This window comes from Flavobacterium sp. KMS (genome assembly GCF_000813005.1).
Taxonomy (GTDB): Bacteria; Bacteroidota; Bacteroidia; order Flavobacteriales; family Flavobacteriaceae; genus Flavobacterium.
The window spans coordinates 64,696-80,446 of sequence record NZ_JSYP01000007.1 but is presented as its reverse complement, the minus strand read 5'-3'; the positions used below and the strand labels follow the sequence as shown (position 1 = coordinate 80,446).

Annotated in this window: 11 protein-coding genes; 9 read left to right on the top strand and 2 right to left on the bottom strand. The window is 31.7% G+C overall.

Annotated features, from left to right (window positions below; genetic code table 11):
• Window positions 1–227 precede the first annotated feature (227 nt).
• The 6 genes from OA93_RS08705 (at window position 228) to OA93_RS08680 (ending at window position 8,958) form a co-directional block, all read left to right on the top strand.
• Window positions 228–4,667 (top strand): translocation/assembly module TamB domain-containing protein, encoded by a 4,440-nt coding sequence (locus OA93_RS08705; protein ID WP_082001798.1) that lies wholly within the window; start codon window positions 228–230, stop codon window positions 4,665–4,667.
• Between the two features lie 291 nt (window positions 4,668–4,958).
• The gene (gene pfkA / locus OA93_RS08700) at window positions 4,959–5,945 is read left to right on the top strand and encodes a 6-phosphofructokinase (protein ID WP_039112783.1); all 987 of its coding nucleotides are present in this window, start codon (window positions 4,959–4,961) and stop codon (window positions 5,943–5,945) included.
• Window positions 5,946–6,037: 92 nt separating this feature from the next.
• Window positions 6,038–7,042, top strand: coding sequence for a type I glyceraldehyde-3-phosphate dehydrogenase (gene gap / locus OA93_RS08695; protein WP_039112782.1), 1,005 nt, complete (start codon window positions 6,038–6,040; stop codon window positions 7,040–7,042).
• A 136-nt stretch (window positions 7,043–7,178) separates the two neighbouring features.
• Window positions 7,179–8,030: an N-acetylglucosamine kinase gene (locus OA93_RS08690; protein ID WP_039112781.1), complete on the top strand. Its 852-nt coding sequence runs from the start codon at window positions 7,179–7,181 to the stop codon at window positions 8,028–8,030.
• A 14-nt stretch (window positions 8,031–8,044) separates the two neighbouring features.
• Window positions 8,045–8,419, top strand: a complete 375-nt coding sequence (locus OA93_RS08685; protein WP_039112940.1) for a methylglyoxal synthase — start codon at window positions 8,045–8,047, stop codon at window positions 8,417–8,419.
• 164 nt (window positions 8,420–8,583) lie between these two features.
• Complete coding sequence (locus OA93_RS08680; protein WP_039112939.1) at window positions 8,584–8,958, top strand: methylglyoxal synthase; 375 nt, start codon at window positions 8,584–8,586, stop codon at window positions 8,956–8,958.
• On the opposite strand, the gene OA93_RS08675 is transcribed toward OA93_RS08680, so the two are convergent.
• Together OA93_RS08675 and OA93_RS08670 are read right to left on the bottom strand one after the other, a co-directional pair.
• The gene (locus tag OA93_RS08675; protein ID WP_039112780.1) at window positions 8,939–9,319 is read right to left on the bottom strand and encodes a RidA family protein; all 381 of its coding nucleotides are present in this window, start codon (window positions 9,317–9,319) and stop codon (window positions 8,939–8,941) included. The two genes, OA93_RS08680 and OA93_RS08675, sit on opposite strands and share 20 nt — an antisense overlap.
• A 49-nt stretch (window positions 9,320–9,368) precedes the next feature.
• A complete protein-coding gene (locus tag OA93_RS08670; protein WP_039112938.1) occupies window positions 9,369–12,074 on the bottom strand; it encodes a putative LPS assembly protein LptD in 2,706 nt (901 codons plus the stop codon).
• An 82-nt stretch (window positions 12,075–12,156) separates the two neighbouring features.
• Between OA93_RS08670 and OA93_RS08665 the strand changes: the two genes are divergently transcribed.
• Genes OA93_RS08665 through OA93_RS08655 form a run of 3 tightly spaced genes read left to right on the top strand, consistent with a single transcriptional unit; the run spans window position 12,157 to window position 15,666 of the window.
• Window positions 12,157–13,311, top strand: a complete 1,155-nt coding sequence (locus tag OA93_RS08665; protein ID WP_039112779.1) for an N-acetylmuramoyl-L-alanine amidase — start codon at window positions 12,157–12,159, stop codon at window positions 13,309–13,311.
• A gap of 51 nt (window positions 13,312–13,362) precedes the next feature.
• Window positions 13,363–14,322, top strand: a complete 960-nt coding sequence (locus OA93_RS08660; RefSeq protein ID WP_039112778.1) for an MlaD family protein — start codon at window positions 13,363–13,365, stop codon at window positions 14,320–14,322.
• A gap of 9 nt (window positions 14,323–14,331) precedes the next feature.
• Window positions 14,332–15,666 carry a (Fe-S)-binding protein gene (locus OA93_RS08655; RefSeq protein WP_039112777.1) on the top strand — a complete coding sequence of 445 codons (1,335 nt, stop codon included), beginning with the start codon at window positions 14,332–14,334 and terminating at the stop codon, window positions 15,664–15,666.
• The last annotated feature ends 85 nt before the right edge of the window (window positions 15,667–15,751 follow it).

Below are 15,751 nucleotides of genomic sequence, written 5' to 3'. Positions count from 1 at the left end.
GTAAAGGCACGAATTTTGAATTATATTTGACGAATCAAATTTTAAATTTTTTTATTTAAAAGCAGAAGCCAAAATTAAAGAATTTTTATCAAAGGAACCTTCCTTTGTTTGCTCTAAAATTAAATTTAAAGAAAAACTAAAAAACAACCAGTATCAGAAAAATAAAAAAAATAGTATCTCGTTCCTTAATCGGACTAATTCTACTTTTGTTAGTACTGGCTATCGCATTGTCTCTACCGGTCGTTCAGACAAAAATTGCAAATTATATTACCGATACTTTAAACTCAGATTTTGGTACACATATATCTGTAGAGAAAGTTTCAGTAAGTGTTTTTGGTGGAGTAAAACTCAGGAAAGTATTAATAATGGATCACCATAAAGATACTTTAATCTATTCTGATTTAATTAAAACTAATATTTTGGCCGTTAAGAGAGTTCTTGATGGCGATTTGATTTTTGGCGAAATTCGTATGACAGGTTTACTTTTTAATTTAAAAACCTATAAAAATGAAAAGAAAACCAATCTTGATGTATTCATTCAGGCTTTCGAAACTGGACCACCAAAAAAACCTTCAAAAAAACGTTTCTTGCTTACCGCAAAAGATGCTTACATTACCAACGGACATTTTATTCTAACAGACGAAAATAGAGTAGTTCCTAAAGATGTCGATTTTACAAAACTTAATGCACACATAAGTGATTTTAAACTTTATGGACCCGATGTAAGTACAAGGATTCATAAATTATCGTTTTTAGATCATAGAGGTTTGTATGTAGCTAATTTAACATCAAGATTTAGCTATACCAAAAAGCAAATGAAGCTTGAAAAATTGTCTATTCTTACCAAGTACTCTAAAATATACGGAGCGGCTACATTAAATTATCGAATAGAAGATTTTGCTAAGTTTACCGATAAAGTTCAGTTTGATGTAGTTTTAGATTCTGCTAATATTGGGTCTAACGATATTCGTTATTTTTATAAAGAACTAGGAAAAGACCAATACTTCCGTGTTAAATCTAAAATTGACGGAACTTTAAACGATTTAAATTTAAAACATCTTAGATTGTCTGATTTGCATAAATCGACTATAAATGGAGATATAAATTTCAAAAATCTTTTTGGTAAAAACGGACAAGAGTTTCTTATGAATGGTAAATTCGATAAGCTTTCGTCTAGTTATGATAACTTGGTTGTTTTGTTGCCAAATGTATTAGGGAAAAAATTGCCTAAAGAATTACAACGTATTGGTAAGTTCTCGATTGTAGGTAGAGCTAAAGTATCTAAGACAGCTTTGGATACTGATTTTACAATGATAACTGATTTAGGGAATGGGCTTATTGATTTGAATATGAATAATATCGATGTTATCGATAAAGCTTCGTATTCGGGAAATATTGTCTTAGAGAATTTTGATATAGGTACTTTGCTTGGTCGAAAAGATATTGGTAAAACAACCCTTAATCTGGATGTAGATGGAAAAGGATTTACCGAGAAATACCTGAACACAGTTATAAAAGGAGATGTTCAGAAATTTTATTATAATAACTATACCTATAATAATATAGTCTTAAATGGTAATTTTAAATTGCCACATTATAAAGGACAGCTTTCTGTGAATGATCCTAACCTGAGTATGACATTTGATGGTTTGATAGATTTAAGTAGAAAAGATAGTGATTATGATTTTCATATTAAGGTAGAAAATGCCGATTTACACAAACTTAAATTCATAAAAGATTCTATATCTGTTTTTAAAGGAGATGTAGCAGTTCATGTATCAGGAAATACAATCGAAAACCTTCAGGGGGATATTGAGATTAATGATGCGGTTTATCAAAATCCAAAATCGACTTATGTTTTTGATCAGGTAAAAGTAAGCTCAAATTTTGATGCCGATAAAATACGTACAATAACAATAAGCTCTACCGATGTTGTTGATGGTGAAATTGTAGGGAAGTTTAAATTTAATCAATTAGAAAATTTAGTCACAAATTCTGTAGGTAGTTTATATGCCAATTATAAACCACTTAAAGTAAGTAAAGGACAGTTTTTACATTTTAATTTTACCATATACAATAAGATTATCGAAATCTTTTATCCTGAGATAGAGGTAGCAACCAATACGGTTGTGAGAGGGAAAATCGATGCCGATAAGGATGAATTCAAGTTTAAGTTTAATTCCCCTCAAATTAAAGCAGCACAAAATACATTTGACAATATAAGAGTTGCTGTAGATAATAAAAATCCATTGTATAATACCTATATCGAGTTAGATAGTATTAAAACGAAGTATTATAAGGTACGTGATTTTAGTTTGATAAACGTAACCATGAAAGATACCTTATTTGTAAGGTCTGAGTTTAAAGGAGGTTCAAAAGGAGAAGATTATTTTAACTTCAACTTATATCATACTATTGATAAAGATAAGAACAACGTTGTCGGAATTAATAAATCCGAGTTGAAATTTAAAGACTATTTGTGGTATTTAAATGAAAATGACGAACCAGATAATAAAATCGTTTTTGATAAAAAATTCAAGAATTTTGACATAGATAATATTATTCTATCTCATGAAAACCAAAAGATAGAATTGGTAGGGCAAATAAAAGATGCCGATTTTAAAGATTTGAAACTAAGTTTTAAAGATGTAGATCTTAATAAAATTACACCAACCAATGATAAACTTGTTTTAAACGGTAATATTAACGGAGAGATTAATTTTAAACAGAAAAAGAATGTCTTCCAGCCAACTGCTTCCATCTTTATCGATAAGCTAAATGTAAATAAGACCGATTTAGGAGGGCTAAAATTTGATATTGTAGGTGATGAAAACCTTAGAAAGTTTACAATAAATTCTTCTATCGAAAATGATAAATTGGAGATGTTTAAGTTATTTGGAAGCTTCGAAATTATTAATAAAGAAACAATACTCGATTTACAGCTTAAATTTGACACATTTAATTTAGCCTCGCTTAGTTCTTTGGGAGGAGAAGTATTGTCTAATATTCGAGGTTATGTTTCGGGTAACGCGGCTATTATCGGGAATTTAAAAAGACCTGATGTTAATGGACGTTTATATCTGGATAAAGCCGGAATGACTATTCCTTATTTAAACATAGATTATGAGCTGAGTGATAAAACTATTGTCGATGTAACCGATGAGAAATTCTTGTTACGAAATAATACTATCACCGATTCTAAATACGGAACTAAAGGGATTTTAAATGGTACAGTCGAGCATAATAATTTTGGCGATTGGAAATTAGATTTAGATATCAGTTCAAAAAGATTGTTAGCATTAGATACTAAAGACAGTGAAGATGCGGCTTATTTTGGTACAGCATTTATTAATGGTAGAGCAACCATTAAAGGACCAACTACGGCATTATTTATAAAAGTAGATGCAAAATCAGAGAAAGGAACATCTGTGAAGATCCCGATTAATGATGCGCAAACAATGAGTGATAATAATTTTATTCATTTTATCACAGCCAAAGAAAAGTACAATCTTGCTAATGGTATTGTCGAAAAGACAAGAAACTATAATGGTCTGGAACTAGAGTTTGATTTTGATATTACTCCAGACGCCGAGGTTGAAGTAATTTTAGATAGAAATTCTGGACACGGAATGAAAGGAAAAGGATTTGGATCTTTATTATTTAAAATTAATACACTTGGTAAATTTAATATGTGGGGGGATTTCCAGGCATACGAAGGAACCTATAACTTTAAGTATGGTGGATTAATCGATAAGAAATTTGTTGTAAAAAAAGGAGGTTCGATTTCTTGGGAAGGTAACCCGATGAAAGCGCAGTTAAATCTTGAAGCAGTTTATAAAACATCTGCAAATCCTGCAGTATTATTAGAGAATTCTTCATTTAGCAAAAAAGTACCTGTAGAGGTAGTTATTGGTATTCGTGGAGATTTAACGAGCCCAGAGCCAGATTTTAATATTGAGTTCCCAACGGTAAGTAATGTATTAAAGTCTGAAATACAATATAAATTAGTCGATAAAGATGTGCGACAAACACAAGCGCTTTATTTGCTGTCTTCAGGAGGATTCTTAAGTCCTGAGGGAGTGAGTCAATCTGATTTTTCTAGTAGTTTATTCGAAACAGCAACTAATTTATTGGGAGGAATAATTCATTCTGATAGTGATAAGATAGATATTGGTTTTACATATACCTCTGCCGACAGACGACTTGGTCAGGAAGCCGATGGTCAATTTGCAGCGACAATTTCATCTCAGATCAATGAGAGAATTACCATAAACGGTAAAGTAGGAGTACCAGTAGGAGGAATCAACGAATCGGCAATTGTGGGCGACGTAGAGGTGCAATACAGAGTTAATGAAGACGGAAGTATGAACTTGCGTTTATTTAACCGAGAAAACGATATTAATTATATAGGTCAGGGAGTTGGTTATACACAAGGTATAGGAGTTTCTTATGAAGTAGATTTTGATACTTTTAGAGAATTGGTAAATAAAATCTTTAAAGACCATAAACTAGAACGTGCGATTAAAACTTCGAACCAGAATAATGATGTTCCCGATTCTGCTATAAATCCAGATTATATTGATTTCTCAAAATCAAAAAAGAATAATAAAAAGGAAAAAGAAAAGGTAAAAACTAATGATCAGGGATATATTCCTGAAGAAGATTAACACACTTTAAGTTACTAATGTGTTTTAGTTTTGTTAATGATTTTTTTTAGCCTTACAATTTCCTTATCTTTCAGTTTAGTTACATCCCATTTTTTGTAACACTTCAACCGTATATTGTTATTTTTAAATTATCAATTAAAATAAATGTCTTTTTTTATTTTATTGATTTTTTTTACTATCCGAAAACTTATTAACGAAAACGTTTGAATTTAACATATTTTATTAACTTATTATAAATATAGCCCGAATAGTGGTGAATGTTTGCTAATTTTACACTTTAATACTTAAATAATGCCAAAAACAATAAAAAAAGTTGGTGTTCTTACATCAGGAGGAGATTCACCAGGAATGAATGCAGCCATTCGATCAGTAGTTCGAACTTGTGCTTATCATAACATCGAATGTATCGGAATTTATAGAGGATATCAAGGAATGATTGAAGGTGACTTCAAAGAAATGGGACCTCGAAGTGTAAATAATATTGTGAATAAAGGAGGGACGATTTTAAAATCGGCTCGTTCATTAGAATTTAAAACTCCAGAAGGAAGAAAAAAAGCTCATGAGAATCTTGTAAAAGCAGGAATTGATGCTTTGGTTGTAATAGGAGGAGATGGTAGCTTTACCGGAGGCCTATTATTTAACTCTGAATATAATTTCCCAGTAATGGGAATCCCGGGAACTATTGATAATGATATTTTTGGTACGAGTCATACTTTAGGGTACGATACGGCACTAAATACTGTTGTAGATTGTATTGATAAAATACGTGATACTGCGAGTTCTCATAACCGTCTGTTTTTTGTAGAGGTAATGGGTAGAGATGCAGGTCATATTGCTCTAAATGCAGGAATCGGAGCTGGAGCAGAAGAAATTCTTATTCCAGAAGAAGATTTAGGTTTAGATAGATTATTAGAATCACTTCAAAAAAGTAAAGCATCTGGAAAATCATCAAGTATTGTTGTTATTGCCGAAGGAGATAAAATCGGTAAAAACGTATTTGAACTAAAAGATTATGTAGAGGCTAACTTACCTGAATACGATGTTAGAGTTTCTGTTTTAGGACACATGCAACGTGGAGGTTCTCCTTCTTGTTTTGATCGTGTTCTTGCAAGTAGATTAGGTGTAAAAGCGGTAGAATCTTTACTTGAAGGGAAATCAAATTATATGGTTGGTTTACAAAATGACAAAGTTACTTTAACGCCTTTGGAACAAGCAATTAAAGGTAAATCTGAAATAGATAGAGAATTGCTACGCGTTTCTGAGATCATGTCAACATAAAAATATAGAATAAAAAAAATTGAAGTTTATTGTGAGGAAATTAGACTTTGAAAATAAGTAGAATAACAAAAAATAAATAAAAATTTAGTAAAATGTCAAAAGTAAAATTAGGAATAAACGGATTTGGAAGAATTGGAAGAATTGTTTTCAGAGAATCTTTCAATAGAGATAATGTAGAGGTTGTAGCAATCAATGATTTATTAGATGTTGATCACTTAGCTTATTTATTAAAATATGATTCAGTACACGGTCGTTTTGACGGAACTGTAGAAGTAAAAGAAGGAAAACTTTTTGTAAACGGAAGAAACATCCGTATCACTGCAGAAAGAAACCCAGCTGACTTAAAATGGAATGAAGTTGATGTTGATGTAGTTGCTGAATGTACTGGTATTTTCACAACTATCGAAACTGCAAATGAGCACATTAAAGGTGGTGCTAAAAAAGTAATTATTTCTGCTCCATCTGCAGATGCTCCAATGTTTGTAATGGGAGTAAATCATGAAACTGCAAAAGCTTCTGATTTAGTAGTTTCTAACGCATCTTGTACTACAAACTGTTTAGCTCCTTTAGCTAAAGTAATTCACGATAATTTCGAAATTGTTGAAGCTTTAATGACAACTGTTCACGCAACAACTTCAACTCAAATGACTGCTGATGGTCCTTCTAGAAAAGACTGGAGAGGTGGACGTGCTGCTAGCATAAACATCATCCCTTCTTCTACTGGAGCTGCTAAAGCTGTTGGAAAAGTAATTCCATCTTTAAATGGAAAATTAACTGGAATGTCTTTCCGTGTTCCTACTGCTGACGTTTCTGTAGTAGATTTAACTGTAAAAGTAGCTAAAGAAACTTCTTATGAAGAAATTATGGCTGTTTTAAAGAAAGCTTCTGAAACTACAATGAAAGGTATTTTAGGATATACTGAAGACTTAGTTGTATCTCAAGATTTTATTTCTGATAAAAGAACTTCTATCATTGATGCTAATGCAGGAATTGGTTTAAATTCAACTTTCTTCAAGATTGTATCTTGGTATGATAATGAGTACGGATACTCTAGCAAATTAATTGATTTATCTGTGCATATCGCAGGTCTTAAATAATTTTATATACATTTCAAAATCCCGTTATTGAATAGATAGCGGGATTTTTATTATTTTGTTTGACTCTCCAATAATGTAAATAATTACACTTAATATTGTAAGATGAAAAACTAAACCGAAAACTAAATAAAATAAAATGAAATTAATAGTTGATAGTGGATCTACTAAAGCAGATTGGATAGCAATTGATGATAATGGCAAGATATTATTCACAACACAAACCTTAGGATTAAATCCTGAAATTCTTAATGGAGATGAAATCGTAACCCGATTAAATGATCGTTTTGATATTTTACAGAATAAAAATACAGCTACACATTTGTTCTTTTATGGAGCAGGTTGTGGTACAGATAGAATGAAAATTTCTCTATCACAAATTTTTCAGGAATATTTCGTTAATGCAATCGTAGATGTTCACGAAGATACGTATGCAGCAGTATATGCCACTACCCCAAGAGGAGAGAAAGCAATTGTTAGTATTTTAGGAACAGGATCTAACTGTAGTTATTTTGATGGGAAAGAATTATTCCAAAAAGTACAATCATTAGGTTATATCGCGATGGACGATTGTAGTGGTAATGTTTTTGGAAAAGAATTAATTAGAAAATATTACTTTAATAAAATGCCTCAGGATTTAGCAGTTGAATTTGCAAAAGAATACAACATGGATCCAGATTTTATTAAAAACAAATTATATAAAGAGCCAAATCCAAATGCTTATTTGGCAACTTTTGCAAAGTTCTTAATCAAACATAAAGATTCAGAATTTTGTAGAAAAATCATCTTTAAAGGGATGAAATCATTTGTTAAGAATTACATCAAACAATTTGATAATTGTAAAGAAGTTCCAGTTCATTTTGTAGGTTCTATTGCTTATTATTTGAAAGATGAGTTACAAGAAACTTTTGATAAATATGAATTGCAATTAGGTAATGTTTTGAGACGTCCAATCGATGGACTTATCGCATATCATATTTCTAATAAATAAGATACATGAAAAGTATGGAGATTGCTATTATTGCTCACGATGGAAAGAAAGCTGATATGGTTCAGTTTTTGAATAAAAATAAAACGCTCTTACTTCAGGAAAATATTAAACTTATCGCTACCGGAACTACAGGAAGCAAGGCTATAAACGCTGGTTTTAAAGCTCGAAGAATGCTTTCTGGTCCTATGGGAGGTGATGCTCAAATTGCTGCAAGAGTAGCAGAGGGTAAAACGCAAATGGTTTTCTTTTTTAAAGATCCACTTGCAAGCCATGCTCATGAGGTTGATATTAATATGTTAATCCGTGTTTGTGATGTACATAATGTACCATTGGCAACTAATGAAGCATCTGCACAGTTATTATTAAATGCCATCGCTTTGCAATTATAAAAATCAAGATATTAAAAATATATAAAAACCGTTTCAATTATTTGAAACGGTTTTTTTTGTTTCTTGTTTTGTGTAATTGATTGGTATTTATTGATTTAGATTTTTAGTTGTCTTTTTTTGCGTAAATTTGATACTAAATTTAGTGTTAATTCATGAAAAAATATATAGTAATCGCGATTATTGCTCATGATAAGAAGAAAGCAGACATGGTTCAGTTTTTAGATAAAAATAGAATCATTTTGCAGGACGAAAGAATGAAGCTTATAGCAACAGGAATATTAGGAAGGAATGTTGAGAATTCAGGCTTTAAAGTAGTTAAAATGCTTCCTGGGCCTATGGGAGGTAATGCTCAAATTGCAGCAAGAGTAGCAGAGGGTAAAATCCAGATAGTTTTCTTTTTCAAAGATCCACTAGCGAGTCATGCACATGGTGTAGATATTAATATGCTTGTGCGGGTGTGCGATGTACATAATGTGCCGTTGGCTACAAATGAAGCCTCGGCACAATTACTACTTAATGCTATCGTATTGCAATTATAGAAATTTCTACATTTACATTTTTAGGTAAGCAAGCTACTTGAACAGTTTCGCGCGCAGGTGCTGTTTTTTCGTCAAAATAAGCTCCGTATACGCCGTTTATTGCAGCGAAATTATTCATGTCCATAATAAAAATGGTTGCTTTTACTATATGTTCAAATGTCATATCAGCAGCTTTTAAAATTGCAGCTATGTTCTCCATTACTTGTTTTGTCTCATCAAGAATGTTATCTGTTACTAATTCTCCAGTTTGAGGATTAATAGCAATTTGACCAGAAGCATAAAGAGTATCGTTTTTTAAAATAGCTTGGCTATATGGTCCAATTGGAGCTGGTGCATTTTCGGTAAAAATGATTTTTTTCATGATTATCTCAATTTAAATTAAATGTATTTTTGTTTGTAACAAGATAATATTATCTGTTATTAGTACTTCTTTTGTTCCATTTGATATCACTAAGAACACCCGATTTTATTCCGATAAAGAAATTCCAGTTAGAATTTGTGCCTAGAGGAGTCCAGTTAAAATCCATTCTCCAGCTTAATAAATCTCTTTCAAAACGAAGTTGGGTAAAAGTAACTCCTTTTTGTACAAAATCATATCCTGTAGATATACCACCTTTCCATTTAGGAGTAATATCCATATTAGCAGAAATCATTATAGAGTTTCCGATGATTTTATTTTCTCTGGCAGTATTTCCATAAGTTAAGGAATAAGCAAGTGTCATATCCCAAGGAAGTTTTGCATTAAAGAATTCAGTTATTGCATTATCATCTTCTTCAGATCCATCAAACTGACTTTTACGTTGGTCGTTTAAGTCGGTATTTGTTCCAAACAAGTCATCTTCACGACCACCATTTCTCTCACTTTGCTTGTTCTCGTCCTTCTTCTTTTTATCCTTGTCCTTATTTGAGATAGAATAGTTTAAAGTCATATTGGCACTCGTCATTCGGAATAAACTTCCTCCGTTATCAATATTGAATTTATTTATTTGTCTCCCGGAATTGTCAATTGCATATGGGTTTAAAGTAGCTCCAAAATTGACATTCATTTTGTCTTGAAAAAGTTGTGTTCCTCCACTAACTCTAACTGGTTGCCATGCAAATGAGTTTATACCATCGGCATTAAAATTATAACTCGTAGAGAAGTTTAAATTGTTAAGCAGCATTATTTTTTTAGGCTCTGTTTTTGTGCTGTCTCTGTCTGTAACTTTAGCTTCAAAAGTATTGCTTAAATCAAATCCTATAATATTAGAATTAGCATTACCCGGAGCACCAAAAATACCACCCTCAAAACGGCTATATTCTTTAGTTATAGTACCAGTAGCATCAGTAGCATAAGTATCGTAATATTTCTCGAAACTTGGTGTGTATCCGTAAGAAACAGACGGACGCATTACGTGGCGTATCGATTTTATCTTTTTGTCCTCGCCAAAATTAAAAGTACCGTATATTGTTGTACCAAGACTAGAACTAAAAGAGTAGGTTCTATAGGCATCAAAACCATTTACAACATTTTCTACTACTTTACTTTGGTCAGTATCGTAATGTTTTTCGACAGTTTTTGTTTGCCATACTTCCTGATAATTGGCAGTTGTACTGGCACTAAAATATTTAAATATTTTAAAGTTGGTACTAATAGGAATGCTGTGCTTAGCTCCAATTTTTGCATTATCAAACATTTGAGGTTTAAAAAATAGAGAATCGGTTGTTACGATACTATTTTTTCCGCTCAGGTTATATTGAAAGTTAATGTTTTTGATAAAACCTTTTTTAACTCCATTTTTACCAACAAATGGATATATCCTGTCTACACTTGCTTCTAGTGTTGGTAACGTCATATTAATAACTTCCGTTTGCGTATTTTGCGAGTGCGTGGCAGTTATCGATGTACGTATTTGTGGTAACGTATTAAAGTTTTTGCTGTAAGAAACAGATGAACTTAAAGTATTGTTTAAGCTAGACCCAATGTTTGCCTGATTGATAGATTGTTTAAAGTATTTACTACTACCCATATTCACCGAAGCAGAGAAACTTGAATTAGGACTTGCTTTTGTGTCCTTAGAGTGTGACCATTGAATGTTGTAGATGTTTTGTTTAGAGTAATCTGGATATCCTCTTTCACTAGATATCAGGTTTTCAAAACGAACATTAATATTACCTCTGTATTTATATCTTTTTGCATATGCCGACTCAAATCGCATGGCATAACTTCCGTTGGTGTAATAATCTCCCAGGACTGTTAAGTCGTAATTATCGCTTAAAGCAAAATAATAACCTCCATTTTGTAATGAGAATCCTCGAGTGTTAGAGTCATTATAACTTGGTAGGATTAAACCCGAAACACTTTTTTCGTTTGTCATCGGGAAATAGGCAAATGGTAAGGCGATAGGAGTAGGTACATCGGCAATTACCATATTGGTTAAACCAGTAATTACTTTTTTTCCAGGAATAAATTTAACTTTATTGGTTTGGAAATAGTATTCAGGATTATCTACATCTTTTGCAGTAGTAAATCGAGCTCCTTTTAAGAAATAAACAGAGTCGTTTTCTTTTTTCGTGATACCAGCTTTTATTCTAAATTCACCTTGTTCAGATCTCGAATTCCAAATTAAAGCTTTTTGAGTTTTAAAGTTAAACCGTATAGAATCGGGTTCTACAGCACTTGCGCCTTGTTTGAAATTTGGATATTGAGTATAAACTCCAGCAGAATCTTTTAATCGACCTGCATAAACTTCATTCTTTTCATAATCCAAAACAATGATACCCGATTTTAGTTCGACATCTTGATAATATAATTCAGCTTCATTATATAAGGTGATAAGTTTACGCTTTTGATCAATCTTTGCGTAATCTTTGGCTTTGTATTTTACTTTGCCATCCAAAAAAGCTTTTTTGGGTTTTATACTATCTACCTTTATGGTATCAATAGTTGCAGTTTTGATGCTATCTGGCTGTTTATTAGCGCTTGCAGCTTTCTTTTTTTTGTTTGTTTCTTGAGAATATAGATTACCGCATCCTAGCGTTAGGAAAAATGATAATAAAACGATATTAAATAAGTTTGTATGCAAAGGTTTAAATACTATTTTTGTAAAAATATGGCTTGTTTTTTGACATGTCAAACTTACATATAATTTTTTGTCAAAAATAATCAATTGAAAAAATTATAACAGTTGTGTTTTATTAAAATTAACTTTTAAATTTATGAATATATTTAGCAAAATTAGGGTAATATTTAGTTTATTTCTAACTATAATATCGATTTCTGCTTATAGTCAGTCCAATGTGTTTAAAGTAACACTGGATGCGGGTCACGGAGATCATGACTTTGGAGCGGTTTATAGCGGAAGAATTGAAAAAAATATTGCTTTGGCTATAGTTTTAAAAGTAGGTAAATTACTAGAGTCTTATCCGAATGTTGATGTTATTTATACTCGTAAGACGGATGTTTTTATAGATTTGGTCGAAAGAGCCAATATTGCTAATAGAGCAAATTCTAATATTTTTGTGTCTATACATTGTAATGCAAATAAAAATACTGCTGCATTTGGTACAGAAACCTATGTTATGGGTATGAATAAAATTGCTTCGAATCTTGAAGCGGCAAAAAAAGAGAACTCCGTTATTACCTTAGAGAAAGATTACAAACGTAAATACGAAGGTTTTGATCCTAATTCGCCAGAATCTATGATCGGAATGACTTTAATGCAAGAAGAATATTTAGATTATAGTATTGCATTAGCAAGTAAAATAGAAGAAGGTTTTGATATTCTCGGGAAAAAATTGCGTCATGGAGGAGTAAAACAAGCTCCTTTTATGGTACTTCATAAAGCATATATGCCAAGAGTTTTGGTAGAAACAGGTTTTATTTCTAATCCTACAGAAGGAGATATTTTAAATTCGGATGCTGGACAAAACGAATATGCAAAAGCAATTGCTGATGCTATTATCAGTTATAAAAAAGAATATTTCGGTACTGGTTCTGCCGATGCTGTTGATGAAAAACCATCTACTAAGATGATAGAAAATGCAGTTAAAGATTCTACACCTGTAAGAAATGTAAATACTGCGCCAGCTCAAAAAAATACAGTAAAACCTAATTTAACAGGTTCTATATATAAGGTACAACTTTTGGCTAGTATAAAAAAGACTCCATTGGCGCCATCTAACTTTAAGGGATTATCTGGAGTTTCTGTAGTATATGAGAATAATGTTTATAAATACACCTACCAGCAAACAGCGGATTATAATCAAGCAAAAAAATATTTGCAAGAAGCAAAAGATAAGGGGTTTGACTCTGCTTTTTTGATTGCATTTAAAAATGGAGAAAAAATTAGTATCCAAGACTCGCTTAAATAATAATTACAAGTTCAATATTTTTATATTAAATTTGTACAAACACTTACAATTTTGAAACTAACAAGAGAAATTAAAACGGCTATTTTAGTCATCGCATCAATTTTATTATTTATTTGGGGGTACAGCTTTCTAAAAGGCAAAGACCTCTTTACAAACTACAAAACATTTTATGTTGAATATGACAATGTGGAAGGATTAGCTACATCTGCACCTGTTACTCTAAATGGTTTAGCAATTGGAAAAATCAACGGTATAAAAATTAACGAAGCTACAGGAAAATTATTAGTGGAATTACAGTTAAAAACTGATTTTCCAATCTCTAAATCTAGTACTGCATCTATATATGAGCCTGGATTTATTGGAGGAAAACAAATTTCAATCATTCCAAACTTTAATGATAAAGAACCAGCAGAAGACGGGCAAATGTTAAAAGGAACTACTAAACTTGGTTTAACAGCAGGTTTGGCAGATAAATTAGCTCCGGTTCAGGATAAAGTAGAGAAGATGTTAGTTAATATAGATAAACTAGTTTCTGGATTAAACAATATTCTTGATCAAAAAGGGCAAGAAGATTTAAAAAAGACTTTGGCAGAATTAAGCGAAACTATGGCTCAATTTCATAAAGCTTCAGCTAGTGTAAATTCAATCTTAGATAATAACAAAAACCAAATTCACGGTATTGTAACTGACTTTAATAAAGTTTCTGGGAATTTTTCTAAAATATCAGATTCATTAAATAAAGCAGATCTAGGAAAAACGGTTAGAAATTTAAACCAAACATTGGCTAAAGTTGATGGTATAATGAATGGATTAAATTCAGGTAAAGGTACAATGGGTAAATTACTAAAAGACGAAGCGCTTTATAATAACCTACAAGCAACTTCTAAAGAGTTAGAGTTGTTGTTGCAAGATGTGCGTTTGTCGCCAACACGTTATGTAAATGTTTCTCTTTTTGGTAAGAAAAACAAACCATACGTAGCACCAGTAAACGATTCGATTTCTAAAAAATAAGCTTAAGATATGAGTTATTTAGATAATATTTTATTTGCCATTCTTCTTATAATTGGTTTTGGTTTTTTTGCGTCTAGCGTAAAAAAAATCATCCGAAACATAAAGCTTGGAGTAGATGTAGATCGTAAAGACAATCCAAAAGCACGTTGGACAAACATGGCTATGATTGCCCTTGGTCAGTCTAAAATGGTAAAAAGACCAATAGCAGGAGTATTGCATATTGTTGTTTATGTTGGTTTTATAATTATAAATATTGAATTACTCGAAATCATTATTGATGGTTTATTTGGTACGCACAGAGTATTTGCGCCATATTTAGGACCAGTATATGATGTATTGATAGCTTCTTTTGAAATATTAGCATTATTAGTTCTGGTTGCAGTATCAGTTTTCTGGATAAGAAGAAATATTGTTCGACTAAAGCGATTTATTAATCCAGATTTAAACGGGTTTCCTAAAAATGATGCAAATTACATCTTGTATTTTGAGGTTGTATTGATGGTATTGTTTTTATTGATGAATGCTTCTGACTTTCATTTGCAAAATGTTCCTGGAGGAGTTTTTCATAAAGCAGGAAGTTTTCCTGTGAGTCAGTTTATAGCACCAATGTTTAACGGATTGTCAAACGAATTGGTTGTATTGTTGTTTGAAGTATTTTGGTGGTTGCATATTATAGGTATCTTAATTTTTATGAACTACTTGTACTTCTCTAAACATTTACACATTTTATTGGCTTTCCCAAATACGTATTTTGCTAATTTGAAACCAGAAGGACAATTTGATAATTTAGAATCGGTTACAAAAGAGGTTAAATTAATGATGGATCCTAACGCTGATCCATTTGCAGCGGCACCTCCGGCAGATGAAAATGCTGCACCAGCTAAATTTGGTGCAAGTGATGTTCAGGATTTAAACTGGGTTCAGTTATTAAATGCTTATACGTGTACAGAATGTGGTCGTTGTACTTCATCTTGTCCTGCAAATCAAACTGGAAAAAAATTGTCTCCTCGTAAAATTATGATGGATACAAGAGATAGATTAGAAGAAGTAGGAAAAAATATAGATGCTAATAAAGGAGTTTTTGTTCCAGATAATAAGTCTTTATTAAATGATTATATCACTCCGGAAGAATTATGGGCTTGTACATCATGTAATGCATGTGTAGAAGAGTGTCCTGTAAATATTAGTCCGTTATCTATTATTATGGATATGCGTCGTTACCTGGTTATGGAGCAAAGTGCTGCGCCAATGCCTTTAAACGCCATGATGACGAATATTGAAAATAATGGAGCACCATGGCAGTACAATCAGCAAGATAGATTGAACTGGAAAAACGAAAATTAAAAAAGTTTAATTGGTTAATCGGTAATTCGTTTAATTAATAGAATAAAATAATTTTTCGGTTTTTAGTGAAAGTTTGAAGGTAGAT